Consider the following 26,083-nt stretch of genomic DNA (forward strand, 5'->3'; position numbering starts at 1 on the left):
AAATGGCAAGAGATCTTACCCTTACAAGAAATATTGGTATCGCTGCTCACATTGATGCGGGGAAAACCACCACGACAGAAAGAATTCTATTTTATTCCGGAAAAAACCACAAAATCGGTGAAACTCACGAAGGCGGTGCAACTACCGACTGGATGGAGCAGGAAGCTGAAAGAGGGATTACCATTACATCTGCAGCAGTAACTGTAGACTGGAAATTCCCTACTGAGCAAGGTAAAGCACTTCCGGATGCAAAAAACTATCACTTTAATATCATCGATACACCGGGACACGTTGACTTTACCGTTGAGGTAAACCGTTCTCTTAGAGTATTAGATGGTCTTGTATTCCTTTTCTCTGCAGTAGACGGCGTAGAGCCTCAGTCTGAAACGAACTGGAGACTTGCTGATAACTACAACGTAGCTCGTATGGGCTTCGTGAACAAGATGGACCGTCAGGGAGCTGACTTCCTGAACGTATGTAAGCAAGTAAAAGAAATGCTTGGTTCTAACGCAGTTCCAATTGTTCTTCCAATCGGTGATGAAGCAGATTTCAAAGGTGTGGTAGACCTCGTGAAAAACCGTGCAATGGTTTGGCATGATGAAAATCACGGATCTACTTTTGATATCGTAGACATCCCTGCTGAAATGGCTGACGAAGTAAAGCAGTTCAGAGCTCAGTTGATCGAAGAGATCGCTGCGTATGACGAAAACCTTCTTGAGAAATTCATGGAGGACGAAAACTCCATCACTGAAGAAGAAATCCACGCCGCGCTTAGAGCTGCAACACTGGATATGAGCATCATCCCGATGACTTGTGGTTCTTCATTCAAAAACAAAGGTGTACAGTTCATGCTAGATGCGGTTTGCCGTTACCTTCCTTCTCCAATGGATAAAGAAGCGATCAATGGTACTGATCCTAAAACTGATGAGCCGATTTCCAGAAAACCTTCAGTAGCTGAACCTTTCTCTGCACTGGCATTTAAAATCGCTACAGACCCATTTGTAGGTCGCCTGGCATTTTTCAGAGCTTATTCAGGACGTCTTGATGCAGGTTCATATATCCTTAATACAAGAACAAACAACCGCGAAAGAATCTCCCGTATCTTCCAGATGCACGCGAACAAGCAAGAGCCAATCGAGTTCATCGAGGCTGGAGATATTGGTGCGGCTGTAGGTTTTAAAGATATCAAAACCGGTGATACACTTTGTGATGAGAAGAACCCAATTATTCTAGAATCTATGGTGTTCCCAGATCCGGTAATTGGTATCGCTGTAGAGCCTAAAACTAAGGCTGACCAGGATAAAATGGGTAACGCTTTGGCTAAACTGGCTGAAGAAGATCCTACTTTCACCGTGAAAACTGACGAAGCTTCAGGGCAGACGATCATCTCCGGTATGGGGGAACTTCACCTCGATATCATTGTGGACCGTATGAGAAGAGAGTTTAAGGTAGAGGTAAACCAAGGGCAGCCACAGGTTGAATACAAAGAAAACCTTACAACTACTACCAACCACAGAGAAGTTTATAAAAAGCAGTCTGGTGGTCGTGGTAAATTCGCGGACATCGTATTTGAACTGGGTCCAACAGAAGACGGAAAATCTGGTCTTGAATTCGTAAACGAAATTAAAGGTGGTAACATTCCGAAAGAATTTATCCCTTCAGTTGAAAAAGGATTCAAAGAAGCGATGAAAAACGGTCCTTTAGCAGGATTTGAGATTGACGGAATTAAAGTTGTACTTAAAGACGGATCTTTCCACGCGGTAGACTCTGACCAACTTTCCTTCGAACTTGCTGCTAAGATGGGCTTCAAAGAAGCTGGTAAAAAAGCGAAGCCTGTTATCATGGAGCCTATTATGAAGCTGGAGGTTGTAACTCCGGAAGAATATATGGGTGACATCGTAGGTGACCTTAACCGTAGAAGAGGTACTGTTAACGGTATGGACGACAGAAACAACGCGAAAGTTATCAAAGCCTTCGTTCCTCTTTCTGAAATGTTCGGATACGTAACTTCCTTAAGAACTTTATCTTCTGGTAGAGCTACATCTTCAATGGAATTCGAAAAGTATGAAGCAGCTCCACAAAACGTTGCTGAATCTGTAATCGAAAAAGCGAGAGGTTAATTATTTAAATTTAGATTAAAATGTCACAAAGAATCAGAATAAAATTAAAATCTTACGATTACAATTTGGTAGATAAGTCTGCTGAGAAAATCGTGAGAACGGTAAAAGCAACAGGCGCTGTAGTAAACGGGCCGATCCCTTTGCCAACGAACAAAAGAATCTTCACCGTTCTTCGTTCTCCACACGTAAACAAGAAGGCCAGAGAGCAGTTCCAGCTTTCAGCTCATAAGAGACTGATGGATATCTACTCCTCATCTTCCAAAACTGTTGATGCCCTTATGAAATTAGAGCTTCCTTCAGGAGTTGACGTAGAAATTAAAGTGTGATTTTGGCGGCTTGCTTTTAGCCAATCGCTATCAGCTATCAACCAGAAGCCACTTTGCTATGATAGAAATTCCCTTTTCGCATGAAGAGGGAATTTTTATTTATTCCTCTCAAAAGGTAATCTTACATCATTTTCCCAGGAGGTACATCAATGATATTATTAGAAACATCCATCATAGCCAATGCGTCTAATCGATCCGCGAAGTTTTAGCAGCTAGGTTTAATTGCATTCGCTTGATTGTACAACCTGCTCATTTTCAAAATATTTTCAGGGTAATACTTGTCAGTTCAGAAATTATTCATAAATTTGCACACTCAATTTAGGGAAGAAGTATGCCTATTTCAAACGTAGAAATCACCTCGCCCTGTGTTGATCACCGTGAACACATATAATATATATAAATAATGTCAGGTATTATTGGTAAAAAAATCGGGATGACTTCCCTGTTCGACGAGAACGGCAAAAATATGCCGTGTACCGTTATTCAGGCTGGTCCTTGCTCGGTTTTACAGGTCAGAACCGTAGAAAAAGATGGGTACAAATCTGCTCAGCTTGGTTTCGATGACAAGAGTGAAAAGAACGTTGGTAAAGCGTTAGCCGGCCACTTCAAAAAGGCAGGTTCTACTCCTAAAGCTAAATTGGTTGAATTCTATCATGAATTCGTAGACAAATTAAACGTAGGAGACGAAGTAAAAGTTGATTTGTTCGCAGAAGGTGAATTCGTTGACGTAACAGGTACTTCAAAAGGTAAAGGTTTCCAAGGGGTTGTTAAAAGGCACAACTTCGGTGGGGTAATGCAGGCAACTCATGGTCAGCACAACAGATTGAGAGCCCCAGGTTCCATCGGTGCAGGATCAGATCCGTCAAGAGTATTCAAAGGAATGCGTATGGCTGGAAGAATGGGTGGTAAGCAGGTTACTGTACAAAACCTTCAGGTGTTAAAAGTAGATCAAGAGCAAAATCTTTTAGTAGTAAAAGGTGCTGTTCCGGGAGCAAAAAATTCTTATGTAATTATCAGAAAATGGAACTAGTAGTATTCAATACATCAGGAAAAGAAACCGGAAGAACAGTTGAGCTAGACGAAGCAATCTTCGGCATTGAGCCTAACCAGCACGCGGTTTACTTAGAAGTGAAGCAATATCTTGCCGCTCAGCGTCAGGGTACACATAAATCAAAAGAAAGAAGCGAAATCACTGCTTCTACAAGAAAGCTTAAGAAACAGAAAGGATCCGGATCTGCGAGATATGGTGACATCAAGTCCCCAACTTTCAAAGGTGGAGGTAGAGTTTTTGGTCCTAAACCAAGAGACTACCGTTTCAAACTGAACAAAGCTTTGAAGAGATTAGCTAAAAAATCTGTGCTTTCTCAAAAAATGAGAGATAATTCTATTAAAGTTCTTGAAGCATTCAACTTCGATGCTCCAAAAACTAAAGAATTTATCAACTTGAACAACGCACTAGGTTTCGAAGGTAAAAAATCATTGTATATCTTGCCTGAAGCTAACAAGAATGTATACTTATCTTCAAGAAACTTACCAAAAACTAAAGTTTTGACTTATAACGAGATCAGCTCTTACGATTTGGTACATGCAGGTGAGATTGTATTTTTAGAAGGTGCTATCGAGAAATTTCAGGAAAACTTAAGAAAATAAATCATGTCAGTTATCATTAAACCAATCATTTCAGAAAAAGCAAATTACCTTACAGATTTGAGAGGTGCTTATTCTTTCTTCGTTAACACGAAGGCGAATAAAATCCAAATCAAAAATGCGGTAGAGCAAGCTTACGGTGTGAAAGTGGCGGACGTAAGAACCATGATTTACGCTCCTAAAGTTTCTTCTAAATACACTAAAAAAGGATTGCAGGTTGGGAAAACCAACAAATTGAAGAAAGCAGTTGTTTCTCTTGCAGAAGGAGAGGTGATCGATATCTTCGCAGTATAAAAAGCAATACGCGATAAGCTTTAAGCAATTTGCTTGGGGCTTATTGCTTAAAGCATAGAGCTTAAAGCAAATTAATAATTATAAATAATAGTAATGTCTGTTAGAAAATTAAAACCTATCACCCCGGGACAGAGATTCAGAGTTGTAAACAACTTTGAGGAAATTACTACCAACAAGCCAGAGAAATCTCTGACCGTTGGTATTAAAAAGTCAGGTGGTCGTAACAACACTGGTAAAATGACCATGCGTTACACCGGCGGTGGACACAAACAAAAATACAGAATTATCGACTTCAAGAGAAACAAATTCAATGTTGAAGCTACGGTAAAAACTGTGGAATACGATCCGAACAGAACTGCGTTCATCGCTCTTTTAGAGTACGCAGACGGAGAGAAGAGATACATCATCGCTCCAAACGGAATCAAAGTAGACCAAAAAGTGATCTCTGCGGAAACTGCTGAACCTAACGTTGGTAACGCAATGAAGCTGAAGAACATTCCTTTAGGTACAGTAGTATCTTGCATCGAGCTTAGACCAGGCCAAGGCGCCATCATGGCAAGAAGCGCAGGATCTTCCGCTCAGTTAACTTCAAGAGACGGTAAATATGCAATCGTGAAATTGCCTTCAGGAGAATCAAGAATGATTCTTACTGAGTGTATGGCCATGATCGGATCTGTATCTAACGGCGATCACCAGCTTACTGTTTCTGGTAAAGCAGGTAGAAGCAGATGGTTAGGCAGAAGACCTAGAACAAGACCGGTCGTAATGAACCCAGTAGATCACCCAATGGGAGGTGGTGAAGGACGTTCATCTGGTGGTCACCCAAGATCTAGAAACGGTAAACCATCCAAAGGCTACAAAACAAGAAAGAAAAACAAGGCGTCTAACCGATTTATCGTATCTAAAAGAAAATAATCATGGCAAGATCACTTAAGAAAGGACCTTTCATTCATCATACTTTAGATAAGAAGGTTCAGGCAAATATAGAAGCCAATAAAAAGACAGTAATTAAAACTTGGTCCAGAGCATCAATGATCTCACCGGACTTCGTAGGACAAACCATCGCAGTACACAACGGGAAATCCTTTATCCCAGTATATGTGACAGAGAACATGGTAGGTCACAAGTTAGGCGAATTTTCTCCGACAAGATCTTTCAGAGGTCACGGTGGTAACAAAAATAAAGGAGGTAGATAATCATGGGATCAAGAAAAAGAGAAAGTGCGTTAGCACGTAAAATAGCAAACCAGGATGTGGCAAAATCGTTACATAATGACTGCCCGTCTTCTCCTAGAAAAATGAGATTAGTTGCTGATATCATCAGAGGAGTAGAAGTTGAAAAAGCCTTGTCAATCCTGAAATATTCGAAGAAAGACGCTTCTAACAAGTTAGAAAAAGTACTTCTTTCTGCAATGGCCAACTGGCAAACCAAAAACGAAGGCGCGGACATCGAAGAAGCGAACTTAATCGTAAAAGAAATCTATGTGGACAGCGCAAGACAACTGAAGAGACTGAGACCGGCTCCACAGGGACGTGGTCACAGAATCCGCAAGAGATCAAACCACATCACGCTAATTTTAGGTACTAAAGACAACAAATAATCAAGGTATGGGACAGAAGACAAATCCAATTGGTAACAGATTAGGTATCATCAGAGGATGGGATTCGAACTGGTTTGGTGGTAAAAACTACGGCGACAGAATCGCTGAAGACTACAAAATCAGAAGATACCTTGAGGCAAGATTATCTAAAGGTGGAATTTCAAGAATTTATATTGAAAGAACCCTGAAATTAGTTACAGTAACAATCACCACTGCAAGACCGGGACTTATCATCGGGAAAGGCGGCCAGGAGGTTGACAAACTGAAAGAAGAGTTGAAAAAGATCACTGATAAAGACATCCAGATCAATATCTTCGAGATCAAAAGACCAGAGCTTGACGCAGTATTAGTTGCAGACAGCATCGCAAAACAAATCGAAAACCGTATTTCCTACAGAAGAGCTGTGAAAATGGCCATTCAGTCTACCATGAGAATGGGTGCAGAAGGAATCAAAGTAATGATCAGCGGCCGTTTGAACGGAGCGGAGATGGCAAGAAGCGAGTCTTTCAAAGACGGAAGAATCCCATTGTCAACTTTCCGTGCAGATATCGATTATCATATCGGTGAAGCACTTACCCAATACGGTAAGCTTGGCGTGAAAGTGTGGATCATGAAAGGTGAAGTTTACGGTAAAAGAGAACTTTCCCCATTGGTTGGACAGCAGAAAAAAGCCCCCGCAGGAAGAGGCGACAGAAATGATCGTAATGACAGAGGAGAGCGTGGCGGAGACAGAAGACCAAGAAGAAACAATAACAATAATTAATCAGAAGTTAGAAACAAGAAATTAGAAATTAGAACTTCCGTTACAAGAACTGATTTAAAATTATCTAACATCTAACATCTAACATCTAACATCTAATAGATTATGTTACAACCAAGAAGAACCAAATTCCGTAAAGTTCACAAGATGAAGATGAAGGGAGTGGCCCAGAGAGGGAACCAACTCGCTTACGGAACTTTTGGGATCAAAGCAACAGAAGGAGCTTGGATCACTGCAAGACAGATTGAAGCTGCGCGTATCGCTGCTACAAGATATATGAAAAGAGAAGGTCAACTGTGGATCAAAATCTTCCCGGATAAGCCTATTACCAAGAAACCAGCCGAAGTACGTATGGGTAAAGGTAAAGGTGCCGTAGAATATTGGGTATCCGTAGTGAAACCGGGTAAAATAATGTTCGAAGTTGGAGGGGTTCCTTATGAAGTGGCAAAAGAAGCATTGCGTCTTGCTGCACAGAAGTTACCGGTAGTTACCAAGTTTGTAGTCGCTAACGATTTTGTTCAACCTCAATAATTTTTTAAAGAAATGAAAAAAGCTGACATCAAAAATCTAAGCGCTGAGGATATTCAGAACAAATTGACTGAAGTAAAGGCAGATTTTAACAAATTGAAACTGGCCCACGCAATCAGCCCGATTGAAAATCCGATCCAGATCCGTGATATGAGAAAAACAATCGCGAGACTGCAAACTGAACTAACACTAAAACAACAATAAGAATTTCATTTTATCATGGATAGAAATCTAAGAAAAGAGAGAATCGGAATTGTTTCCAGCAATAAAATGGAAAAAACCATTGTTGTAAGTGAAACAACCAGAGTAAAGCACCCAATGTACGGTAAATTCGTTCTTAAGACGAAGAAATATACCGCTCACGATGAGAACAATGAGTGTACTGAAGGCGATACAGTATTAATTACTGAAACAAGACCTTTAAGTAAAAGTAAGAGATGGAGATTAGTAAGAATCATTGAAAAAGCTAAGTAATGTTACAAACCGAATCAAGATTAAAAGTTGCTGATAACACAGGTGCCAAAGAAGTACTGGTTATCAGAGTTCTGGGAGGAACCAGAAGAAGATATGCTTCAGTTGGTGATAAGATCGTAGTGACTATCAAAGATTCTACACCACAAGGTAACGCAAAGAAAGGAACAGTTTCCAAAGCTGTTGTCGTAAGAACTAAAAAAGCAGTCCGCAGAAAAGATGGCTCGTACATCAAGTTCGATGACAATGCTTGCGTTCTTCTAAACGCGAACGGCGAAATGAGAGGTACCCGCGTATTCGGACCTGTTGCCCGTGAACTGAGAGATAAAGAATATATGAAAGTCATTTCATTAGCTCCTGAAGTACTTTAATTTTAAAATTTACAAAAAATGACAAAAGTTAAAATAAAAAGAGGAGATAACGTCATCATCACCACCGGAAGAAAAGAGATCAAAGGTAAGACAGGTGAAGTTATTGAAGTGATTAAGAAAGAAGGGAAAGACGCCAGAGTAATCATCGCAGGGTTGAATATCGTGAAAAAACATACCAAACCATCTGCAGGTAACCCACAAGGCGGCATCGTAGAGAAAGAAGCCTCTATCCACATCTCCAACGTAGCACTTATCGACAAGAACGGTAAAGCTACCAAAACAGGTACAAAAGTGGAAAACGGTAAAAAAGTAAGAATTGCAAAGTCAACCGGCGAAACTCTATAAATAAACAACGATGGAATATACAGTAAGACCAAAGAAAATATATAAAGAGAAAATTGTTCCGGCAATGATGGAAGAATTTGGGTACAAATCTGTAATGCAGGTGCCTAAATTAGAAAAAATCGTACTTTCGCAAGGTTTAGGAGCAGCAACCGCCGACAAGAAAATTGTAGACTACGCTGTAGAAGAACTTACCGCAATCACCGGCCAGAAAGCCGTTGGTACAATTTCCAAGAAAGACGAAGCTGCATTCAAACTTCGTAAAGGAATGCCGGTAGGAGCCAGAGTTACCCTTAGAGCTGATAAAATGTATGAGTTCTTAGACAGACTTACTTCTTCAGCCCTGCCACGTATCAGAGATTTCAACGGTATCAAAGCTGATGGTTTCGATGGTAGAGGAAACTACAACCTCGGGATCACCGAGCAGATTATCTTCCCAGAGATCGTAATCGACAAAGTGAAAAAAATCCAAGGGATGGACATCACTTTCGTTACCACTGCGAAGACTGACAAAGAAGCAAAATCATTATTAACCCACTTCGGTTTACCGTTCAAAAAGAACTAAGAAATGGCTAAAGAATCAATGAAAGCGCGTGAGCGCAAAAGAGAAGCTACCGTAGCGAAATATGCTGAGAAAAGAAAAGCTTTGAAAGAAGCCGGAGATTATGAAGCATTACAGAAGCTGCCAAAAGACGCTTCACCCGTAAGACTGCACAACAGATGTAAACTTACCGGGAGACCAAGAGGTTACATGAGAACCTTCGGAATCTCCAGAGTAATGTTCCGTGAGATGGCTAACCAAGGCCTCATCCCAGGAGTTAAAAAAGCAAGTTGGTAACAATTTAGAACAATCGAGACAGTAAAGTTGATTGTTAGAATCAAGAGCCAAGAATCAGGAGCCAAGATGTAAGTTTTGAATCTTGTGTCTCGGTTCTTGAATCTCTTTCAAAACTAACTGTCATAAACCAATAATTAAAATAGAAAAATGGTAACAGATCCAATTTCAGATTTCCTAACCAGAGTAAGGAACGCACAAAGCGCAGGCCACAAAGTGGTGGATATTCCTGCATCGAAAATCAAAAAGGAGATTACAAAAATTTTATTTGAACAAGGCTACATCCTGAACTATAAGTTCGAGGACAGCGCTGTTCAGGGAAACATCAAAATCGCTTTAAAGTACGACAAACAAACCAATAAGCCTGCCATCAAAAGCATCCAGCGTGCATCAAGACCAGGTCTTCGCCAGTACAAAGGTTCCGAGGAACTGCCAAGAGTATTGAATGGTTTGGGCGTGGCTATCATCTCTACTTCAAAAGGAGTAATGACTGATAAAAAAGCTAGACAAGAAAAAGTTGGTGGAGAAGTAATCTGCTATGTTTATTAATTTTTAATCAAAGGAAAATGTCAAGAATTGGTAAAGCAATTATAGAAATTCCCGCTAATGTTACCGTTACTGAAAAAGATGGTCTGGTAACTGTGAAAGGCCCGAAAGGCGAACTTACACAGCAGTTAGCCGAAGGAATTACGCTAAAACAAGAAGACGGCGTGCTAACACTGGACCGTGCATCTGAATCTAAACAGCACAAAGCATTACATGGTCTGAACAGAGCGTTGATCAATAACATGGTGCAAGGTACTGCCGAAGGGTGGACCAAAAAACTCGAACTTGTTGGGGTAGGTTACAGAGCCTCCAACCAAGGTAACAGGTTAGAGCTGGCTTTAGGTTTCTCTCACGCTATCGTGATGGACCTTCCAAAGGAAATCATCGTAGAAACTTTATCTGAAAAAGGTAAAAACCCTATTATTACTTTAACTTCGCACGACAAGCAACTTCTCGGTATGGTTGCGGCAAAGATCAGGTCTTTCCGTAAGCCAGAGCCTTACAAAGGAAAAGGAGTTCGTTTCGTTGGGGAAATTGTTAGACGTAAAGCTGGTAAATCTGCTTAATTTTAAAACTTAAGAAAATGGCACTTAGCAAAGTAGAAAAAAGAAATAGAATTAAAAGAAGAGTAAGAGGGAAAATCTCCGGCTCTTCAGAATTACCACGTCTGTCTGTTTACAAAAGTAATAAAGAAATTTACGCACAGATCATCGACGATAAAGAAGGTAAAACCTTAGTTTCAGCTTCATCAAGAAGCCTGAACGCTACAGGGACAAAAGTAGAGATCTCTGCAGAAGTTGGCAAAGCGATCGCTGAAAAAGCCAAAGCTGCAGGAATTGAAAATATAGTGTTCGACAGAAACGGTTTCGTATACCACGGTAGAGTGAAAGCCCTAGCGGACGGAGCCAGAGAAGGCGGATTGAAATTCTAATCAATAAATTTCGGATAATATGTTAGGACTAGATAATATAGAAAAAGTAAAACCGGGAGGATTAGAACTTAAAGATCGTCTCGTAGCTGTGAACAGAGTAACCAAAGTAACCAAAGGGGGCCGTGCCTTCGGATTTTCTGCCATCGTGGTAGTAGGTGACGAAGCAGGTACCGTAGGTTTCGGACTTGGTAAATCTAAGGAAGTTGCTTCTGCAATCGCTAAAGCGGTAGAAGATGCAAAGAAAAACTTAGTAAAAGTTCCGGTTATCAACCATACAATCCCTCACCAGTCTTCAGCAAGATACGGTGGTGCAGATATCTTCCTTCGTCCAGCTTCTCACGGTACCGGGCTTATCGCCGGTGGTGCTGTAAGAGCGGTATTGGAGTCTGCAGGGGTACACGATATCCTTTCAAAATCTAAAGGTTCATCCAACCCGCACAACGTAGTGAAAGCTACCTTTAAAGCTTTGTTGGACATCAGAAGGCCGGAAGATATCGCTAAACTGAGAGGTGTTTCATTAAGTAAAGTGTTTAACGGTTAATCATAAAACAATGGCAAAGATTCAGGTAAAACAAGTAAAAAGCGCTATTGGTAGAACTAAAACCCAAAAAAGAACGCTTGAAGCATTAGGATTGAAGAAACTTCACCAAGTTGTAGAACATGACGACAGCCCGGCAATCCTGGGGATGGTAGCAGCAGTTAGCCACTTAGTGGAAGTTCAAAAATAATTTTAAAATAGACGTTAGAAGTTAGAAATCAGATTTCAGCTTTTTTTAAAAAGATCGAGGTCTGATTTTTAATCTAACATCTAACATCTAAACTCTAAAATCTAAAACATAATGAATTTAAATAACATAAGACCGGCATCAGGCTCCACTCACAACTCCAAAAGATTGGGTAGAGGACAAGGTAGCGGAAAAGGCGGTACTTCTACAAAAGGACATAAAGGACAAAAATCCAGAGCTGGTTACTCACAGAAGATCGGTTTCGAAGGTGGTCAGATGCCTTTACAGAGAAGACTTCCTAAATTCGGTTTCAACAACGTAAACAGAAAGGAATACAGAGCAATTAATATTGATACGATTCAGCTTTTAGCAGATGCAAAAGGCATCACAGAAATCACCAAAGACATCTTGGTTGAAAACGGCCTGGCTAAGAAAAGCGAAATCGTGAAGATTATGGGTAGAGGCGAATTGACAACAGGAGTTTCAGTTTCTGCACACAAATTCACAAAATCTGCTGAAGAAGCTATCGCTAAAGCAGGTGGTAAAGCAATTACTCTATAATCCATACGAATGAAAGAATTTATACAAACACTGAAAAACATTTGGAGTCTTAAGGAACTTAGGGATAAAATACTCTTCACTTTAGGTTTAGTCCTCGTGTATAGATTCGCATCTTATATTTCCCTACCCGCCATCAACATGGCCGAGGTGGGGAATCTTTTGGAACATTACCAGAACCAGGGTGGCAACAGACAAGGGGCAGGTCTTCTTGGGTTGCTGTCTTCGTTTACAGGTGGTGCATTCAGCCGGGCATCCATTATGGCACTCGGTATCATGCCCTATATTTCCGCTTCCATCATCGTACAGCTGATGGGGATGGCTATTCCTTATCTGCAGAAATTGCAGAAAGATGGGGAGAGCGGCAGAAATACATTGAACCAAATTACAAGATGGCTCACCATTGCCGTATGTTTGGTACAGGCCCCGTCTTACCTCACTTCCATCACGCAGATGTTCTTGCCACATGCGCAGTTTGGCTCCGCATACTATGTACACCCAGAGTCAATTATGTTCTGGTTGCCAAGTATCGTGATTTTGGTAGCAGGATCTGTGTTTGCAATGTGGTTGGGTGAAAAGATTACGGACAAAGGAATCGGTAACGGTATCTCTATCCTTATTATGGTAGGTATCCTTGCGGATCTTCCGGGAGCGTTTATTCAGGAAGTCGCTACACAAACCGGTAAAGGCGGATTAGGGTCCATCATGATTCTAATTGAAGTCCTATTCTGGATGTTGGTAGTGCTTTTAGCAATCATCCTTTCGGTGGCGGTAAGAAAAATCCCTATTCAGTATGTAAGCCGTGCGCAGGCCCGTGGCGGTGCAAACCGAAACTTGATGCAAGGAGCACGACAGTGGATACCACTGAAGGTAAATGCCTCGGGGGTAATGCCGATCATTTTCGCGCAGGCGCTGATGTTCGTACCTGGACTTTTGACCAAGGTTGATGAGTCCAACTCATTCCTGGCAGGCTTTAAAGATGTTTTCAGCTGGCAGTACAATGTATTATTTGCGGTATTGATTATCATCTTCTCGTTCTTCTACACCGCGATCACCATCCCGGTAAACCAGATGGCAGATGACCTGAAGAGAAACGGGGGCTTGATTCCGAAGGTAAGACCCGGAAAAGAAACCGCTGATTATCTGGATGATATTCTGTCAAAAATAACATTGCCAGGTTCAATATTTTTGGCTATCTTTGCAATCCTTCCGGCAATAGTGCACGGAGCGTTTGTTCAGACGGACAGATTTGCCCTGTTCTTCGGGGGTACATCACTTTTAATTATGGTTGGGGTAATCCTCGATACGGTACAACAGATCAATACGTATTTGCTGAACCACCATTATGACGGGTTGATGCAGTCTAAATTGTCTAGAACAACAAACTTGTAATTAATAATGGCAAAACAAAAACATATCGAACAGGACGGCGTGATCACCGAAGCACTTTCGAACGCGCAGTTTCGTGTTGAACTTGAAAATGGGCATATCCTTATCGCCCATATTTCAGGTAAAATGCGTATGCACTACATAAAATTGTTGCCTGGCGACAAAGTAAAGCTTGAATTATCTCCTTATGATTTATCTAAGGGGAGAATCACCTTTAGATACTAATTACCGTGCAGCCGGCGATTATTGTACTAGAAAACAAAATATAACTATTGCAGTTATATTGATCATTTAAATATTTAAACAAAAGGGGGTGGAATCACTTGGAGTTCATCTAACCGTTGGAAAATTAACCCAAAACAAATGAAAGTTAGAGCATCTATCAAAAAAAGAAGTGCTGATTGCAAGATCGTTCGCAGAAAAGGCGTTCTGTTTGTAATCAACAAGAAAAACCCAAAATTTAAACAAAGACAAGGCTAAAATTAAATTATGGCGAGAATTTCCGGTATTGATTTACCAAAAAACAAAAGAGGCGTTATCGGCTTAACTTACATCTACGGAATCGGAAGAAGCACTTCATCCGAAATCCTGAAAGCAGCCGGCATCAGCGAAGACAAGAAAGTCAACGAATGGAATGACGATGAATTGGCACTAATCAGAAACTACATCACTGAAAACATCAAAGTAGAAGGTGAATTACGTTCTGAAACACAATTAAACATCAAACGATTGATGGATATTGGTTGCCAACGAGGAATACGTCACAGACTGGGATTACCTTTAAGAGGCCAAAGAACTAAAAACAATTCTAGAACCCGTAAAGGAAAGAGAAAAACTGTTGCTAACAAGAAAAAAGCAAGTAAATAATCTTTAGAATTATTAAATAATGGCAAAACAAACTAAAGTTGTTAAAAAAAGAAAAGTAAAAGTTGAGGCAATCGGGGAAGCACACATCCAGGCGTCTTTCAACAACATTATTATTTCTTTAACGAATAAAAACGGAGAGGTAATCTCTTGGGCATCTGCTGGTAAAATGGGTTTCAGAGGTTCTAAAAAGAACACACCGTTCGCCGCACAGATGGCCGCTGAAAACTGCTCTCAGGTAGCGCATGATGCTGGCCTTAGAAGAGTGAGAGTATTTGTGAAAGGACCTGGCGCAGGTAGAGAATCTGCGATCAGAACGATCCACAACTCAGGAATTGAAGTTAGCGAAATCATCGACGTGACTCCAATGCCACACAACGGATGTAGACCACCAAAAAGAAGAAGAGTATAATCTGGAATTTTAAATTTTTGCATTTTAAATTTTGAATGTTTCATCTTAAAATCTAAAATCTAAAATCTAGAATCTAAAATCTTAAATACAATTATGGCAAGATATATTGGACCAAAAACAAAGATTGCGAGAAAGTTTGGTGCTGCAATCTACGGAGATGATAAAAACTTCGAGAAAAGAAAAAACCAACCACCGGGACAACACGGCCCGAATAAAAGAAGAGGCGCAAAGAAATCAGAATACGCTGTACAGCTAATGGAAAAGCAAAAAGCTAAATATACGTACGGTATCCTTGAAAAACAATTTGCAAACCTTTATGATAAAGCCCAAAGAGCAAAAGGCGTAACAGGTGAAGTGCTTTTACAGCTATGTGAATCTAGATTGGATAATGTGGTGTACAGATTCGGTTTTGCCAAAACCAGAGCTGGCGCACGTCAGTTAGTATCTCACAGACACATCACTGTAAATGGTGAATTAGTAAACATCCCATCTTATTTGGTAAAAGCAGGTGATGTGATTGCTGTTAGAGAGAAATCAAAATCTCTTGAAGTAATTGCAGATTCATTGGCTTCAAAAGCAAACTATGAGTGGTTACAGTTCAATGACGAGAAGAAAGAAGGTACTTTCGTATCAGCACCGGAGAGAATCCAAATCCCGGAAGATATCAAAGAACAGCTGATCGTCGAACTTTACTCTAAATAATCATTTATCAAATTTTTGCTCAACCCCCAATTATATGGCAATTTTAACATTTATTAAACCCGATAAAGTAATCCTGCTAAACTCCGATGATTTCAAAGGCAAATTTGAATTCAGACCATTGGAGCCAGGCTTCGGACTTACCATCGGTAATGCTTTGAGAAGGGTATTACTCTCTTCTCTGGAAGGATATGCTATCTCATCTATTAAAATAGAAGGCGTAGAGCACGAATTTTCAACTATTCCCGGCGTAATTGAAGACGTTACAGAAATTATTCTGAACCTGAAACAATTAAGACTGAAAGCCAAATCTGAAACTGCCACCGCAGAAGCAGTAACCGCTAAAGTAACCGGACAAACTACTGTTACCGCAGGAGATCTAGGTAAATCAATACAGGGATTCGAAATCCTAAACCCTGAACTGGTGATCTGTAATCTCAACAAAGAGGTGAAGTTTGAAATTACTTTCAATATCGAAAAAGGAAGAGGTTATGTTCCCTCAGAACAGAACAAATCCAGCAACGCGCCAATCGGTACCATTGCTATCGACTCTATCTTTACCCCGATCAAAAAAGTACAGTACAGTATTGAGAATTACCGTGTAGAGCAAAAAACAGACTACGAAAAACTCGTTTTGGATATCGAGACTGATGGTTCCATCAGCCCTCAAAATGCTTTAACAGAAGCTTCAAAGATCTTGATCTATCATTTCATGTTATTCTCTGATGAGAGAATCACCCTGGAAACTGAAGCCGTGAAAGCATCCATCCAGTACGATGAAGAAACTTTACATACACGTCAACTCCTAAAATCCAAACTTACAGACATGGATCTTTCTGTCAGAGCATTGAACTGCCTGAAAGCGGCTGAAGTGGAAACATTAGGTGAACTGGTTTCTTATACTAAGTCTGATTTGATGAAATTCAGAAATTTCGGTAAAAAATCTTTAACAGAATTAGAAGAATTAGTGCATGCAAAAGGTCTTAACTTCGGTTTCGACGTTGCTAAATATAAATTAGACGCTGATAAATAAAAAACAATGAGACACGGTAAAAAATTCAATCACTTAGGAAGAACATCCTCCCACAGAAGCGCAATGCTCTCTAACATGGCGTGTTCCCTAATTGAGCATAAAAGAATCAACACGACGGTTGCCAAAGCCAAAGCGTTGAGAGTTTTTGTTGAGCCTATCTTAACCAAAGCAAAAGAAGATACTACGCACAACAGAAGAACAGTTTTCTCTTACCTGCAAAGCAAAGAGGCCGTTACTGAACTTTTCAGAACAGTAGCTCCTAAAATCGCAGAAAGAAACGGTGGTTATACAAGAATCATCAAAACTGGTTTCCGCCCGGGTGACGCTGCAGATACTGCAATGATCGAACTTGTAGATTTCAACGACATCTACAACCCGAACGCGGAAGAGAAGAAAACAACCAGAAGAAGCAGACGTTCATCTACAGCTAAAGCTGCTGCTCCTGTAGCTGCTGAAGCTCCGGCTGAAGAAACGAAGTCTGAAGAAACTACCGGCGAAGCCGCAGAATCTTCTGATAACAAAACTGATTAATCCTCAGTTTCATAATGCAAAAAAGCCGGTTAATTTATTTTAACCGGCTTTTTTATGTCTGCAATTTACTATAATAGCGTATTTCAGCCATCATCATTCGCCATCTTATTGACCTCGCGCTTTTTTCAGACTGATGATATTATTCCCTTGGCTGATAATCACACTGTCATTTCTTTTCACGATTTCGAAGTCATAATTGCTGTAAACACCTTCAGATTTCTTAGGTGCGGAAATCGTTTTATTATTACTTCGGATACTGATGGAGCTTTCATCACCTTGTACAATTGTAACAAGTGCAGAAGAACCGTCTTCGGCCACATAGCGTTCCGTATTTGACGTGGTATGCGCATCAGTTTGTGTAGCTATTACAGCCTTATTTCCGTCCGATTTGTTACAGGCAATCAACACGGTATAAACTACAAATGCAAGTGGGAAAATAATTTTGTTCGTCATAAAAAATCTTTAGTATGACCAAATGTACAATTACTTTCCCAAACCATCACAAATCAGCGCTGTTAACGAAAGTTTAACGGCTCGCACAATAAAATCATGCAGCTAAATTCAATAAATCATTCTATTTTAATTAAATTTGTATATATAATCTTACAAGTTTAAAAAACCATAAAAATGAGTTACATTTCTTACATTGAAGCGAGACAGATTTTAGATTCGCGCGGTAATCCTACCATCGAAGTAGATGTTTTTACCGAAAGTGGTGCAATGGGCCGTGCAGCGGTTCCTTCAGGTGCTTCTACTGGCGAACATGAGGCAGTTGAATTACGCGACGGCGGATCCGATTATTTAGGAAAAGGCGTACTGAAAGCAGTGGAGAATGTGAGGGATGTAATAGCTCCTGAATTGGTAGGCCTTCCGGTTTATGATCAGAATTTCATTGATCAGATTATGATCGAGCTTGACGGAACTAAAAACAAAGGCAATTTAGGCGCAAACGCAATTCTTGGCGTTTCTTTGGCGGCGGCAAAAGCGGCGGCCACAGAACTCAGGATGCCACTGTACAAATATGTCGGCGGTGTAAACGCAAACACACTACCTGTTCCGATGATGAACGTGATCAATGGCGGTTCCCACTCCGATGCGCCGATTGCTTTCCAGGAATTCATGGTGATGCCTGTAAAAGCAGATTCATTCTCACATGCTTTAAGAAAAGGCACCGAAATCTTCCATAACCTAAAATCCATTTTGCATTCAAGAGGACTTTCTACAGCGGTGGGTGACGAAGGTGGTTTCGCTCCTACTTTCAAAGGGACAGAAGACGCGCTTGATACTTTATTGCAGGCCATTGAAAAGGCAGGTTACAAACCAGGCGATGATGTAATGATCGCGTTGGATTGTGCAGCTTCAGAATTCTACAAAGACGGCGTTTACGATTACAGAAAGTTCCAGACGCCAGATTCTGCGCAGTTCAGCAGCAGCGAGCAGGTTTCTTACTTAGCGGAATTAGCTTCCAAATATCCAATCATCTCCATCGAAGACGGTATGCACGAAGACGATTGGGCAGGCTGGAAAGAGCTAACCCAAAAAATCGGTGACCGCGTACAGCTGGTAGGTGACGATTTATTCGTAACGAATGTAGAAAGACTTTCAAGAGGGGTGAAGGAAGGTATTGCAAACTCCATCCTCGTAAAAGTTAACCAGATCGGTTCACTTTCCGAAACCATGGCCGCCGTACAGATGGCTCAGCACAACCGCTACACCTCTGTGATGTCGCACCGCTCCGGGGAAACCGAAGATGCTACCATCGCGGACCTTGCCGTAGCTATGAACTGCGGACAAATCAAGACAGGCTCCGCTTCACGTTCCGACAGAATGGCGAAATACAACCAGTTGCTGAGAATCGAGGAAGCATTAGGCGAAACCGCTATCTTCCCGGGCTTAGATGCATTTAAGATAAACCGTTCATAGAAAATAAATATCAGGATGAGCCTTTTCGGGCTTGTCCTTTTATTTTAATAATCATAAATTCGTAAAAAATAAATTTAAAATGTCAGATAATAAAGTAGTACTAAACTACGACGGTAATTCTTACGAATACCCGATTGTAGAAAGCACCATTGGTGACAGAGGAATCGATATTTCCAAGCTGCGCGATCAGACCGGGCTTATTACCCTGGATTTGGGATACAAAAACACGGGCGCCACCCTCAGCGACATCACTTATCTTGATGGCGACAATGGCGAACTGTATTACCGTGGATACCCGATAGAACAGATTGCCGAGAAATCAAACTTTACCGAAGTGATGTACCTGCTCCTGCATGGGGAATTACCTAACCAGGACCAGTTTCAGAACTTCCAGAAAGGCATCAACAAATACAATTTCGTAGCCGATGAAATGAAGAAGATCCTCGACGTGTTCCCGCGTTCCGCGCACCCGATGGGCGTACTTTCTTCCCTTACATCAGCACTTACCGCTTTCAATCCAAAAGCCGTTGACGTTTCTTCAAAAGAAGACCTCGACCACGCTGCCGAAATGCTCATCGCCAAGTTCTCGCACCTTTGCGCATGGACTTACCGTAAAAAACTCGGTTTACCGATCAACCACGGTGATAATAGCCTCAATTATGTAGAGAACTTCTACAGAATGTGCTTCCGCAGACCAAACGAAGAGTTCCAGATGGATCCTGTAGTTGTTGACGCGTTAGATAAGCTATTAATTCTCCATGCCGATCACGAACAGAACTGCTCAACTTCCACCGTTAGGATGGTAGGTTCTGCACACACAGGTTTGTTCGCGTCAGTTTCCGCAGGTATTTCCGCACTTTGGGGGCCATTGCACGGAGGTGCCAACCAAGCGGTGATTGAAATGCTCGAAATGATTGAAAATGATGGCGGTAACGTAGCCAAATATGTAGAAAAAGCCAAGAATAAAGAAGACAACTTCCGTCTCATGGGCTTCGGACACCGTGTTTACAAGAACTTCGATCCCCGCGCAACCATCATCAAGAAAGCGGCAGACGATATCCTGAACTCTTTAGGCATCGAAGACAAAGCGCTTGACATTGCCATGCAACTCGAAAAAGTAGCGCTTGAAGATGACTATTTCGTAAGCAAAAAGCTTTATCCAAACGTAGATTTCTATTCCGGCATCATCTACAGAGCCTTGGGCATCCCTACAGAGATGTTCACCGTGATGTTCGCCCTAGGCAGACTTCCGGGGTGGATTTCCCAGTGGAAAGAGATGCGTCTGCACAACGACCCTATCGGCCGTCCAAGACAGGTGTACCAGGGCGCGCAGAAACGCGACTATGTAGACCTCAGCGCAAGATAATTTATATAAGATTGTTAATACCATCCCTTTCGGTGTACCACCGGGAGGGATTTTTTCTTGGGCGCCATTTCCGGCTGTCACTACTCGCTTTTGCAGGTACTACGGGGGCGGCGGCTTCGCCGCGCCCCCGTAGTACCTGCAAAGAGCTCAAACAGGCCGTTCCATCCGGGGCGCAGATCCGTCACCAAAACAAAGGCAGTTTACACCATCAAAGACCATTACCATCCAACGCTGGCAGAGCATAACACAAATTAGCGTCCCACCCAAAAACAGTGACCATAGGCAAAGACCATCGCGCGCAACTTTCCGAAATGACGTGCACGCTTATAAAACAAGCCCGCAACCTTTCCAAACCCGTCCGCCGGTGATAGAAACAATCCATACACCCGCAGAAACCAGCCGGACATTTGCAGGGAAAGTCCATACATCTGCAGAAATCTCCCAATCATTCGCAGAAACTAACCATAGACCTTCACACATGAACCGAACTCTCGCAGAAATCAACCGGACTCTCATAGAAATCAACCGGACGACCGCAGAAATGAATGGGACACCTGCAAAAATGGATCGGACACCAGTAGAATGAACCGGACACTTGCAGAAATGAAAGGGACACTTGCAGATATCAACCGAACGCCTACAGAAACGGTCGGGACACTTGCAGAAATCAACCGGACAGCTACAGAAATGGCCCGTACACATGTCCCGTCCATTTCTGCAATGTTTTATTCAATGATAACATTGATTTTAATAAAAATAAATATATAAATAAGCATAAATTTTATCAAAAACATAATTCTGTTTCAATCCTCTTTTTATTTAATGCTATTTTTAATAACACACAAGCGCGGAAACCACCCGCAACCATCCATACCACCCTGCTAATTTGAAAATTTCAGTATCTTAACGGCTCAAAATACCCAATAAAAATGAAGCTCAAAAATTACATATACGGCCAGTGGACCGAAGGTTCCGGCGAAGAAGTCCCCTTATACAACGCCGTGAATGGCGAATTGGTAGCCATCTCCGATACCGGCGGCATAGATTTCCGGCAGGCGCTCGATTATGGCCGCACGGTCGGCTACAAAAACCTTTCGTCCATGACCTTCTATGACCGGGGCGAAATGCTGAAAAAAGTGGCGCTGTACCTCTTGGAAAGAAAGAAAAAGTACTACGAACTGTCCTATAAGACCGGTGCTACACACGCCGATTCGTGGGTGGATATCGAAGGTGGTTTCGGTACTTTCTTCACCTATTCAGGTTTGGCAAAAAGGATGTTGCCGAACACACCTTTCTGGGTAGATGGCGATACGCAGAAGATTTCAGCAAACGGAACTTTCATCGGAACTCACATCTTAACACCAAGCGAGGGCATCTCGGTACAGATCAATGCGTACAACTTCCCGGTTTGGGGCATGATGGAGAAGCTTTCTACCTCGCTGTTGGCTGGTGTTCCAAGTATTGTAAAGCCTGCAACACTGGGATCTTACCTTACCCATGCGGTTTTCACTGATATGATTGAAAGTGGAATTCTGCCTGAAGGTGCCATTCAGCTTGTTTGCGGTGAACCCGGCAATATGCTCGATTATGTTCAGGATGGCGACTCTGTGCTGTTCACCGGATCGGCCAGAACGGGTAAAAAACTGAAATCCCTGCCGTCTGTATCAACCAATGCAGTGCGCTTCAATATGGAGGCCGACTCACTGAACTGCTCCATTTTAGGCTTGGATGCAAAACCCGGCACGCCGGAGTTTGACCTCTTTATAAAGGAAGTCCGTAACGAGATTACCACCAAAGCGGGGCAGAAATGTACAGCCATCCGCCGGATCATGGTGCCGGAGAATCTGGTTGATGAAGTGCAGAATGCTTTAGGCAAAGCTTTGGACCAGACCAAGATCGGTAATCCGCTGAACCGCGAAACCCGTATGGGCTCGCTGGTCGGCAAACAGCAGTATGAAGAAGTTCTGAAAAATGTAAATCTGCTTAAAGCTGAAACTGAACTTATTTACGATGGGCAGCATGAACTTCTGGATGCCGATTACGAATCCGGTTCCTTTATGAGTCCGAAGATTTTCTATAATGATAAACCTTTCGAGAAGAATATCTCCCATGATGTGGAAGCGTTTGGGCCGGTATCTACACTGATGCCATACCGCGATGCCGAAGAAGCCGCCGCGTTGGCAAAACGCGGAAAGGGAAGTTTGGTAGGTTCCATCGTTTCCAATGACGAAAAATTTGTAGCCGAAACTTCCTGGAAAATGGCCTCGCAGCATGGACGCATCTTCGTCCTGAACCGCGACAGTGCCAAAGAAAGTACCGGCCACGGCTCGCCGCTGCCTACGCTGATGCATGGCGGTCCGGGCAGGGCAGGTGGTGGCGAAGAGATGGGCGGACTGAACGGACTGCATTTTTTCCTACAGAAAACGGCCATCCAAGGTTCGCCGGATATGCTGACGGCCATCACCAAAGTGTACCAGCAGGGCGCGGCCCAGAAGTTCTCGGATAAACATCCGTTCCGGAAGTTCTTTGAAGAAGTGGAGATCGGTGATTCGCTGGAAACCGCCGGCCGTACGGTTACCGAAGCCGATATCGTCAACTTCTCCAATGTTTCGTGGGATCATTTCTATGCCCATACCGACACTACAAGCCTGAACGGTACCATCTTCGACAAAACCGTGGCACACGGATACTTCATCCTTTCAGCGGCAGCCGGACTTTTCGTGTCCGGTAAAAAAGGACCCGTGATTGCCAATTACGGATTAGAAAACGCGAGTTTCTTTAAACCTGTATATGCCGGAGATACGATCACGGTGTATTTAACCGCGAAAGAAAAAATCAACCGTGGTGTAAAAGGACGCAATGTGCCGAGCGGTGTGGTGAAATGGCTCGTTGAAGTGGTAAACCAACGCGAAGAGGTGGTTTGTGTAGCCACGATTTTGACTTTAGTGGCTAAACAGTCGCCGTTCATTGAATTAAATTTTAAAAACATCAGGCAAAGGCTTCACGCACTCACCGAGAATAGCGAAAGAAAATTCGGGCAGATGACTCCGCAGATGATGGTTGAACATCTGGAAGAGGTGGTGCGCAACAGCTTCGGCGACCTGAAAGCGACAAACTTCCCGGAAATTCCGGCCGATAAACTGGAACAGTTACAGGATTGGCTTTACACCGAGCAGAAAATACGTCCTGGTGCACAATATCCGCTGTTGAAAGAAGGCGAGATGCCGGCGCTGCGCTACCGAAATTTAGATGAAGCTAAAGAGAAACTCATAGAAGCGCTGAAAGAATACACCATCTATTACCGCGAGAACCCTTCGGCCGAACATTATCATCCGCGCTTCGGAACACTGAACAAGGAAATGATGGAACTGTTCCACAGAAAGCACTTCACGCATCATTTTGAGCAGTTCGGAATTTAATTTCCCGCGGATTGCGCAGGTTTCGCACGAGTTGGTTCTATTAGTGAAGTGATTTTGTTCCGTAGGGCAAATCCGGTTTAGAAAAACATATGAAGAAATTTGGGTTCCGTAGATCTTAAGATAGCGTCCCTACGGGACGCGGTTTCAGGAATTAGGTCTTAAGACTACTCAGATAGGATTCTTAGGGAATCTTAAAGTTGTTTGATACGCACATCCAGATCGTTGTCGATTAGTATTTGTTCCGTAGGAACAAAATCTGTGTAGTAGTAAGGATGTAGAGGGAGTTATGCGTTCCGTAGGAACGCTATATGGTAATATTAAAACATTTGCAATGCCAAATACCTATTCACAAATCTATCTCCAATTGGTTTTTGCCACCAAAGGAAGGGAAACCCAGATTAGATCCGCCATTAAAGACGAAGTTGAAAAGTACATCTGTGGAATCTTTAGGAATAAAGGCCAGAAAGTGCTTGCAATCTATGCCAATCCAGATCATATCCATATTTTTTTTAGTTATAAGGATCTGCGGATTAACATTCCTGACTTAGTTAAGATTGTAAAGACGGAATCCACAAAATTCATTAATGAAAAGAATTTAACAAGCGGCAAATTTTACTGGCAGGAAGGTTATGGTGTATTTTCATATTCCAAAAGTCAAAAGGATTCTGTGAACAATTATATTTTAAATCAGGCTCAGCACCACCAGCGTAGGAGTTTCAGGAATGAATATCTGGATTTCCTGAGCAAGTTCGAAATTGAATATGATGATAGATATCTGTTTGAATTTTACGACTGATTAGAGATAGCGTCTCTACGGACGCGTGTCGGGCGCATACATTTTGCTACGCAGATATAATTTCTCCGGAATCTGCATAGCTTACTGGGACTTTGTTTGAGCACTAACCGTCATTTATTAGAATTAATTAAAATCTTATGCAAAAACCTTTCGGCGAGAAAGTCATCGAATTCAACAAAAACCTCAGATTTTCCGACGCGCTTCCGGCGGGTTTCGATGTGATGAACCCATTTTTCGATAATCCCGAAACGCTCGACGTGATGGGCGCTTTCTACCGCAAATTCTACAATGACCAGCGACAGCGCAGATTCATCATCGGTATCAATCCGAGTCGGCACGGTGCGGGCGTCACGGGAGTTCCGTTCACGGATACGAAAAGGTTGGAATCGGTTTGTGGTATTGAGATGAAGTCGGCGCACACGCACGAGATATCATCGGTTTTTGTTTATGATGTCATCAGCCAGTATGGTGGTGCGGAGCGTTTTTATGCAGATTTTTATATAAATTCGCCGTTCCCTTTGGCCATCGTACGCAACACCGTTCGCGGCAGCTTGAATGCGAATTATTACGACGACAAACATTTATTTCAAGCTGTGAAACCTTTTATGATTCAAAGTATCAAAAACCATATCAACCTGGGACTTGATACGTCAGAAGTCTTTGTCCTCGGAAAGAAAAATGCGGTTTTCTTAGAAAAACTGAACAACGCCGAACATTTTTTTGATAAGCTTACCGTGCTGGAGCATCCCAGGTATATCCAGCAGTACAAAACCAAAGAGAAACAGCTATACATCGATAAATACTTAATTGCCCTAACTAAAGAACAATGAACGGATTTGTAAATCACGAAATTAGAAACAGTATTGCCGAAATCACTTTCGGACATCCAAAAAGTAACTCGCTTCCCGGCGAAATTCTTGAAAAACTGGCGCAAACCATTTTGGAACTGGGCGCAAGTCCCCAAACCAAAGCCATTTTGTTAAAATCAGCCGGCGACAAAGCCTTTTGTGCGGGTGCGAGTTTCGATGAACTGCTCACGATTAAAGATTTGGAAACGTCAAAGAAATTTTTTGGCGGATTTGCGAAAGTGCTGAACGCCATGCGGACTTGCGGCAAACTCGTCATTGTTCGGGTTCAGGGAAAAACCACCGGCGGTGGAGTAGGCATTGCATGTGCGGCAGATTACTGTTTTGCCACAAACGACGCGGCCATGGCCTTAACGGAGTTGAATTTGGGCATCGGACCCTTCGTGATCGGGCCTTATGTAGAGCGGAAAATCGGGAAGTCAGCATATACCGCAATGTCGATTGACGCAGATTTCAGAACTGCAAAGTGGTGCGCAAAGCACGATGTTTATCATTCAGTTTCTGCAACTATTGACGACATGGATGCAGAGCTTCACTATTTCCTGGAGAAACTTTCCCACAGAAGCGCCGACGCTTTGGCGTTAATTAAAAAAGTTTCGTGGGAAGGCACCGAACATTTCGATAACCTGATGCCGGAAAGAATTCACATGAGCGCAAGCCTGATCCTTGAAGATTCTGCCAAAAAAAGCATCGGAGAAATTAAAGCACGACTTAGCGCCAAATAATCTTCG

Annotated in this window: 39 protein-coding genes; 38 read left to right on the forward strand and 1 reads right to left on the reverse strand. The window is 42.2% G+C overall.

Annotated features, from left to right (window positions below; translation table 11 throughout):
* The first annotated feature begins 2 nt into the window (after positions 1 to 2).
* From fusA to rplQ, 30 genes are all read left to right on the forward strand, one after another.
* Positions 3 to 2,120 carry an elongation factor G gene (gene fusA / locus CO230_RS01895; RefSeq protein WP_122027052.1) on the forward strand — a complete coding sequence of 706 codons (2,118 nt, stop codon included), beginning with the start codon at positions 3 to 5 and terminating at the stop codon, positions 2,118 to 2,120.
* 20 nt (positions 2,121 to 2,140) lie between these two features.
* Positions 2,141 to 2,446: a 30S ribosomal protein S10 gene (rpsJ, locus tag CO230_RS01900; RefSeq protein WP_031503579.1), complete on the forward strand. Its 306-nt coding sequence runs from the start codon at positions 2,141 to 2,143 to the stop codon at positions 2,444 to 2,446.
* Between the two features lie 403 nt (positions 2,447 to 2,849).
* Entirely contained in the window at positions 2,850 to 3,476 is a 627-nt protein-coding gene (gene rplC / locus CO230_RS01905) for a 50S ribosomal protein L3 (protein WP_122027053.1), read from the forward strand.
* Complete coding sequence (gene rplD, locus CO230_RS01910) at positions 3,467 to 4,096, forward strand: 50S ribosomal protein L4 (protein WP_122027054.1); 630 nt, start codon at positions 3,467 to 3,469, stop codon at positions 4,094 to 4,096. The genes rplC and rplD overlap by 10 nt, the downstream gene beginning before the upstream one ends.
* Before the next feature lie 3 nt (positions 4,097 to 4,099).
* Entirely contained in the window at positions 4,100 to 4,387 is a 288-nt protein-coding gene (gene rplW, locus CO230_RS01915) for a 50S ribosomal protein L23 (protein WP_122027055.1), read from the forward strand.
* Between the two features lie 93 nt (positions 4,388 to 4,480).
* Positions 4,481 to 5,302: a 50S ribosomal protein L2 gene (rplB, locus tag CO230_RS01920; protein WP_122027056.1), complete on the forward strand. Its 822-nt coding sequence runs from the start codon at positions 4,481 to 4,483 to the stop codon at positions 5,300 to 5,302.
* Positions 5,303 to 5,304: 2 nt separating this feature from the next.
* Complete coding sequence (gene rpsS / locus CO230_RS01925) at positions 5,305 to 5,583, forward strand: 30S ribosomal protein S19 (protein ID WP_088358800.1); 279 nt, start codon at positions 5,305 to 5,307, stop codon at positions 5,581 to 5,583.
* Positions 5,584 to 5,585: 2 nt separating this feature from the next.
* On the forward strand, positions 5,586 to 5,987 hold the full coding sequence (gene rplV / locus CO230_RS01930; RefSeq protein ID WP_122027057.1) for a 50S ribosomal protein L22: 402 nt from the start codon (positions 5,586 to 5,588) through the stop codon (positions 5,985 to 5,987).
* Between the two features lie 7 nt (positions 5,988 to 5,994).
* Complete coding sequence (rpsC, locus tag CO230_RS01935; RefSeq protein WP_122027058.1) at positions 5,995 to 6,750, forward strand: 30S ribosomal protein S3; 756 nt, start codon at positions 5,995 to 5,997, stop codon at positions 6,748 to 6,750.
* Positions 6,751 to 6,852: 102 nt separating this feature from the next.
* On the forward strand, positions 6,853 to 7,278 hold the full coding sequence (gene rplP, locus CO230_RS01940; RefSeq protein ID WP_015806740.1) for a 50S ribosomal protein L16: 426 nt from the start codon (positions 6,853 to 6,855) through the stop codon (positions 7,276 to 7,278).
* Positions 7,279 to 7,290: 12 nt separating this feature from the next.
* Positions 7,291 to 7,479 carry a 50S ribosomal protein L29 gene (gene rpmC, locus CO230_RS01945; RefSeq protein WP_122027059.1) on the forward strand — a complete coding sequence of 63 codons (189 nt, stop codon included), beginning with the start codon at positions 7,291 to 7,293 and terminating at the stop codon, positions 7,477 to 7,479.
* Between the two features lie 12 nt (positions 7,480 to 7,491).
* Positions 7,492 to 7,749, forward strand: coding sequence for a 30S ribosomal protein S17 (gene rpsQ / locus CO230_RS01950; protein WP_088263399.1), 258 nt, complete (start codon positions 7,492 to 7,494; stop codon positions 7,747 to 7,749).
* Positions 7,749 to 8,117 carry a 50S ribosomal protein L14 gene (rplN, locus tag CO230_RS01955; protein WP_122027060.1) on the forward strand — a complete coding sequence of 123 codons (369 nt, stop codon included), beginning with the start codon at positions 7,749 to 7,751 and terminating at the stop codon, positions 8,115 to 8,117. The genes rpsQ and rplN overlap by 1 nt, the downstream gene beginning before the upstream one ends.
* 18 nt (positions 8,118 to 8,135) lie before the next feature.
* Positions 8,136 to 8,462, forward strand: a complete 327-nt coding sequence (rplX, locus tag CO230_RS01960) for a 50S ribosomal protein L24 (RefSeq protein ID WP_122027061.1) — start codon at positions 8,136 to 8,138, stop codon at positions 8,460 to 8,462.
* A 10-nt stretch (positions 8,463 to 8,472) separates the two neighbouring features.
* Positions 8,473 to 9,024 carry a 50S ribosomal protein L5 gene (rplE, locus tag CO230_RS01965; protein ID WP_122027062.1) on the forward strand — a complete coding sequence of 184 codons (552 nt, stop codon included), beginning with the start codon at positions 8,473 to 8,475 and terminating at the stop codon, positions 9,022 to 9,024.
* Between the two features lie 3 nt (positions 9,025 to 9,027).
* Positions 9,028 to 9,297 (forward strand): 30S ribosomal protein S14, encoded by a 270-nt coding sequence (gene rpsN / locus CO230_RS01970; RefSeq protein WP_122027063.1) that lies wholly within the window; start codon positions 9,028 to 9,030, stop codon positions 9,295 to 9,297.
* Positions 9,298 to 9,444: 147 nt separating this feature from the next.
* Positions 9,445 to 9,843 (forward strand): 30S ribosomal protein S8, encoded by a 399-nt coding sequence (gene rpsH / locus CO230_RS01975; RefSeq protein ID WP_122027064.1) that lies wholly within the window; start codon positions 9,445 to 9,447, stop codon positions 9,841 to 9,843.
* Positions 9,844 to 9,860: 17 nt separating this feature from the next.
* Complete coding sequence (gene rplF, locus CO230_RS01980) at positions 9,861 to 10,406, forward strand: 50S ribosomal protein L6 (RefSeq protein WP_122027065.1); 546 nt, start codon at positions 9,861 to 9,863, stop codon at positions 10,404 to 10,406.
* 17 nt (positions 10,407 to 10,423) lie between these two features.
* Positions 10,424 to 10,771 (forward strand): 50S ribosomal protein L18, encoded by a 348-nt coding sequence (gene rplR, locus CO230_RS01985; RefSeq protein WP_122027066.1) that lies wholly within the window; start codon positions 10,424 to 10,426, stop codon positions 10,769 to 10,771.
* A 19-nt stretch (positions 10,772 to 10,790) separates the two neighbouring features.
* Entirely contained in the window at positions 10,791 to 11,312 is a 522-nt protein-coding gene (rpsE, locus tag CO230_RS01990) for a 30S ribosomal protein S5 (protein ID WP_122027067.1), read from the forward strand.
* Positions 11,313 to 11,322: 10 nt separating this feature from the next.
* Positions 11,323 to 11,499: a 50S ribosomal protein L30 gene (rpmD, locus tag CO230_RS01995; RefSeq protein WP_122027068.1), complete on the forward strand. Its 177-nt coding sequence runs from the start codon at positions 11,323 to 11,325 to the stop codon at positions 11,497 to 11,499.
* Positions 11,500 to 11,610: 111 nt separating this feature from the next.
* Positions 11,611 to 12,057: a 50S ribosomal protein L15 gene (gene rplO / locus CO230_RS02000; RefSeq protein WP_122027069.1), complete on the forward strand. Its 447-nt coding sequence runs from the start codon at positions 11,611 to 11,613 to the stop codon at positions 12,055 to 12,057.
* 9 nt (positions 12,058 to 12,066) lie between these two features.
* Positions 12,067 to 13,446: a preprotein translocase subunit SecY gene (gene secY / locus CO230_RS02005; protein ID WP_122027070.1), complete on the forward strand. Its 1,380-nt coding sequence runs from the start codon at positions 12,067 to 12,069 to the stop codon at positions 13,444 to 13,446.
* Positions 13,447 to 13,452: 6 nt separating this feature from the next.
* Positions 13,453 to 13,668, forward strand: coding sequence for a translation initiation factor IF-1 (gene infA, locus CO230_RS02010; protein WP_015806726.1), 216 nt, complete (start codon positions 13,453 to 13,455; stop codon positions 13,666 to 13,668).
* 138 nt (positions 13,669 to 13,806) lie between these two features.
* Complete coding sequence (gene rpmJ, locus CO230_RS02015; RefSeq protein WP_007839480.1) at positions 13,807 to 13,923, forward strand: 50S ribosomal protein L36; 117 nt, start codon at positions 13,807 to 13,809, stop codon at positions 13,921 to 13,923.
* A 9-nt stretch (positions 13,924 to 13,932) separates the two neighbouring features.
* Complete coding sequence (gene rpsM, locus CO230_RS02020; protein ID WP_055041710.1) at positions 13,933 to 14,310, forward strand: 30S ribosomal protein S13; 378 nt, start codon at positions 13,933 to 13,935, stop codon at positions 14,308 to 14,310.
* A 19-nt stretch (positions 14,311 to 14,329) separates the two neighbouring features.
* Positions 14,330 to 14,719, forward strand: a complete 390-nt coding sequence (gene rpsK, locus CO230_RS02025; protein ID WP_122027071.1) for a 30S ribosomal protein S11 — start codon at positions 14,330 to 14,332, stop codon at positions 14,717 to 14,719.
* A gap of 93 nt (positions 14,720 to 14,812) precedes the next feature.
* A complete protein-coding gene (gene rpsD, locus CO230_RS02030) occupies positions 14,813 to 15,421 on the forward strand; it encodes a 30S ribosomal protein S4 (protein ID WP_122027072.1) in 609 nt (202 codons plus the stop codon).
* Between the two features lie 34 nt (positions 15,422 to 15,455).
* The gene (locus tag CO230_RS02035) at positions 15,456 to 16,451 is read left to right on the forward strand and encodes a DNA-directed RNA polymerase subunit alpha (RefSeq protein WP_122027073.1); all 996 of its coding nucleotides are present in this window, start codon (positions 15,456 to 15,458) and stop codon (positions 16,449 to 16,451) included.
* Between the two features lie 6 nt (positions 16,452 to 16,457).
* Positions 16,458 to 16,982 (forward strand): 50S ribosomal protein L17, encoded by a 525-nt coding sequence (gene rplQ, locus CO230_RS02040; protein WP_122027074.1) that lies wholly within the window; start codon positions 16,458 to 16,460, stop codon positions 16,980 to 16,982.
* A 105-nt stretch (positions 16,983 to 17,087) separates the two neighbouring features.
* Here rplQ and CO230_RS02045 read toward each other — a convergent pair whose 3' ends face one another.
* Positions 17,088 to 17,435, reverse strand: coding sequence for a hypothetical protein (locus CO230_RS02045; RefSeq protein WP_122027075.1), 348 nt, complete (start codon positions 17,433 to 17,435; stop codon positions 17,088 to 17,090).
* A gap of 174 nt (positions 17,436 to 17,609) precedes the next feature.
* Here CO230_RS02045 and eno point away from each other — a divergent pair, with 174 nt between their 5' ends.
* The 8 genes from eno to CO230_RS02075 all read left to right on the forward strand — a co-directional run bounded on the left by eno (position 17,610) and on the right by CO230_RS02075 (position 26,077).
* On the forward strand, positions 17,610 to 18,905 hold the full coding sequence (gene eno / locus CO230_RS02050) for a phosphopyruvate hydratase (RefSeq protein WP_122027076.1): 1,296 nt from the start codon (positions 17,610 to 17,612) through the stop codon (positions 18,903 to 18,905).
* Positions 18,906 to 18,984: 79 nt separating this feature from the next.
* Positions 18,985 to 20,271, forward strand: coding sequence for a citrate synthase (locus tag CO230_RS02055; protein WP_122028856.1), 1,287 nt, complete (start codon positions 18,985 to 18,987; stop codon positions 20,269 to 20,271).
* 364 nt (positions 20,272 to 20,635) lie between these two features.
* On the forward strand, positions 20,636 to 20,857 hold the full coding sequence (locus CO230_RS12145; protein ID WP_162989958.1) for a hypothetical protein: 222 nt from the start codon (positions 20,636 to 20,638) through the stop codon (positions 20,855 to 20,857).
* Entirely contained in the window at positions 20,854 to 21,039 is a 186-nt protein-coding gene (locus CO230_RS12150; RefSeq protein WP_162989959.1) for a hypothetical protein, read from the forward strand. Before CO230_RS12145 ends, CO230_RS12150 begins: the two co-directional genes overlap by 4 nt.
* 161 nt (positions 21,040 to 21,200) lie before the next feature.
* Complete coding sequence (paaZ, locus tag CO230_RS02060) at positions 21,201 to 23,690, forward strand: phenylacetic acid degradation bifunctional protein PaaZ (protein ID WP_122027077.1); 2,490 nt, start codon at positions 21,201 to 21,203, stop codon at positions 23,688 to 23,690.
* A gap of 331 nt (positions 23,691 to 24,021) precedes the next feature.
* Positions 24,022 to 24,486 (forward strand): IS200/IS605 family transposase, encoded by a 465-nt coding sequence (gene tnpA, locus CO230_RS02065; RefSeq protein ID WP_122027078.1) that lies wholly within the window; start codon positions 24,022 to 24,024, stop codon positions 24,484 to 24,486.
* A gap of 137 nt (positions 24,487 to 24,623) precedes the next feature.
* Complete coding sequence (locus tag CO230_RS02070) at positions 24,624 to 25,316, forward strand: SMUG2 DNA glycosylase family protein (protein WP_122027079.1); 693 nt, start codon at positions 24,624 to 24,626, stop codon at positions 25,314 to 25,316.
* Entirely contained in the window at positions 25,313 to 26,077 is a 765-nt protein-coding gene (locus CO230_RS02075; protein ID WP_122027080.1) for an enoyl-CoA hydratase/isomerase family protein, read from the forward strand. Before CO230_RS02070 ends, CO230_RS02075 begins: the two co-directional genes overlap by 4 nt.
* Positions 26,078 to 26,083: the final 6 nt, after the last annotated feature.

The organism is Chryseobacterium sp. 6424 (assembly GCF_003692615.1).
Taxonomy (GTDB): domain Bacteria; phylum Bacteroidota; class Bacteroidia; order Flavobacteriales; family Weeksellaceae; genus Kaistella.

Bases quoted from the DNA above. Each gene is read 5' to 3' on its own strand.
- rplC (WP_122027053.1), top strand. From the start codon at position 2,850: ATGTCAGGTATTATTGGTAAAAAAATCGGGATGACTTCCCTGTTCGAC.
- rpsK (WP_122027071.1), top strand. From the start codon at position 14,330: ATGGCAAAACAAACTAAAGTTGTTAAAAAAAGAAAAGTAAAAGTTGAG.
- rplR (WP_122027066.1), top strand. From the start codon at position 10,424: ATGGCACTTAGCAAAGTAGAAAAAAGAAATAGAATTAAAAGAAGAGTA.
- CO230_RS02035 (WP_122027073.1), top strand. From the start codon at position 15,456: ATGGCAATTTTAACATTTATTAAACCCGATAAAGTAATCCTGCTAAAC.
- rpmD (WP_122027068.1), top strand. From the start codon at position 11,323: ATGGCAAAGATTCAGGTAAAACAAGTAAAAAGCGCTATTGGTAGAACT.
- CO230_RS12150 (WP_162989959.1), top strand. From the start codon at position 20,854: ATGAACCGGACACTTGCAGAAATGAAAGGGACACTTGCAGATATCAAC.
- CO230_RS02045 (WP_122027075.1), bottom strand. From the start codon at position 17,435: ATGACGAACAAAATTATTTTCCCACTTGCATTTGTAGTTTATACCGTG.
- CO230_RS02055 (WP_122028856.1), top strand. From the start codon at position 18,985: ATGTCAGATAATAAAGTAGTACTAAACTACGACGGTAATTCTTACGAA.
- CO230_RS02070 (WP_122027079.1), top strand. From the start codon at position 24,624: ATGCAAAAACCTTTCGGCGAGAAAGTCATCGAATTCAACAAAAACCTC.
- rplW (WP_122027055.1), top strand. From the start codon at position 4,100: ATGTCAGTTATCATTAAACCAATCATTTCAGAAAAAGCAAATTACCTT.
- tnpA (WP_122027078.1), top strand. From the start codon at position 24,022: ATGCCAAATACCTATTCACAAATCTATCTCCAATTGGTTTTTGCCACC.
- rpsC (WP_122027058.1), top strand. From the start codon at position 5,995: ATGGGACAGAAGACAAATCCAATTGGTAACAGATTAGGTATCATCAGA.
- rplP (WP_015806740.1), top strand. From the start codon at position 6,853: ATGTTACAACCAAGAAGAACCAAATTCCGTAAAGTTCACAAGATGAAG.
- rpsS (WP_088358800.1), top strand. From the start codon at position 5,305: ATGGCAAGATCACTTAAGAAAGGACCTTTCATTCATCATACTTTAGAT.
- fusA (WP_122027052.1), top strand. From the start codon at position 3: ATGGCAAGAGATCTTACCCTTACAAGAAATATTGGTATCGCTGCTCAC.
- rpsD (WP_122027072.1), top strand. From the start codon at position 14,813: ATGGCAAGATATATTGGACCAAAAACAAAGATTGCGAGAAAGTTTGGT.
- rplO (WP_122027069.1), top strand. From the start codon at position 11,611: ATGAATTTAAATAACATAAGACCGGCATCAGGCTCCACTCACAACTCC.
- rpsN (WP_122027063.1), top strand. From the start codon at position 9,028: ATGGCTAAAGAATCAATGAAAGCGCGTGAGCGCAAAAGAGAAGCTACC.
- CO230_RS02075 (WP_122027080.1), top strand. From the start codon at position 25,313: ATGAACGGATTTGTAAATCACGAAATTAGAAACAGTATTGCCGAAATC.
- rpsE (WP_122027067.1), top strand. From the start codon at position 10,791: ATGTTAGGACTAGATAATATAGAAAAAGTAAAACCGGGAGGATTAGAA.
- rplE (WP_122027062.1), top strand. From the start codon at position 8,473: ATGGAATATACAGTAAGACCAAAGAAAATATATAAAGAGAAAATTGTT.
- rpmJ (WP_007839480.1), top strand. From the start codon at position 13,807: ATGAAAGTTAGAGCATCTATCAAAAAAAGAAGTGCTGATTGCAAGATC.
- rpmC (WP_122027059.1), top strand. From the start codon at position 7,291: ATGAAAAAAGCTGACATCAAAAATCTAAGCGCTGAGGATATTCAGAAC.
- rplB (WP_122027056.1), top strand. From the start codon at position 4,481: ATGTCTGTTAGAAAATTAAAACCTATCACCCCGGGACAGAGATTCAGA.
- infA (WP_015806726.1), top strand. From the start codon at position 13,453: ATGGCAAAACAAAAACATATCGAACAGGACGGCGTGATCACCGAAGCA.
- rplF (WP_122027065.1), top strand. From the start codon at position 9,861: ATGTCAAGAATTGGTAAAGCAATTATAGAAATTCCCGCTAATGTTACC.
- rplD (WP_122027054.1), top strand. From the start codon at position 3,467: ATGGAACTAGTAGTATTCAATACATCAGGAAAAGAAACCGGAAGAACA.
- rpsM (WP_055041710.1), top strand. From the start codon at position 13,933: ATGGCGAGAATTTCCGGTATTGATTTACCAAAAAACAAAAGAGGCGTT.
- secY (WP_122027070.1), top strand. From the start codon at position 12,067: ATGAAAGAATTTATACAAACACTGAAAAACATTTGGAGTCTTAAGGAA.
- eno (WP_122027076.1), top strand. From the start codon at position 17,610: ATGAGTTACATTTCTTACATTGAAGCGAGACAGATTTTAGATTCGCGC.
- paaZ (WP_122027077.1), top strand. From the start codon at position 21,201: ATGAAGCTCAAAAATTACATATACGGCCAGTGGACCGAAGGTTCCGGC.
- rplQ (WP_122027074.1), top strand. From the start codon at position 16,458: ATGAGACACGGTAAAAAATTCAATCACTTAGGAAGAACATCCTCCCAC.
- rplN (WP_122027060.1), top strand. From the start codon at position 7,749: ATGTTACAAACCGAATCAAGATTAAAAGTTGCTGATAACACAGGTGCC.
- rpsH (WP_122027064.1), top strand. From the start codon at position 9,445: ATGGTAACAGATCCAATTTCAGATTTCCTAACCAGAGTAAGGAACGCA.
- rpsJ (WP_031503579.1), top strand. From the start codon at position 2,141: ATGTCACAAAGAATCAGAATAAAATTAAAATCTTACGATTACAATTTG.
- rplX (WP_122027061.1), top strand. From the start codon at position 8,136: ATGACAAAAGTTAAAATAAAAAGAGGAGATAACGTCATCATCACCACC.
- rplV (WP_122027057.1), top strand. From the start codon at position 5,586: ATGGGATCAAGAAAAAGAGAAAGTGCGTTAGCACGTAAAATAGCAAAC.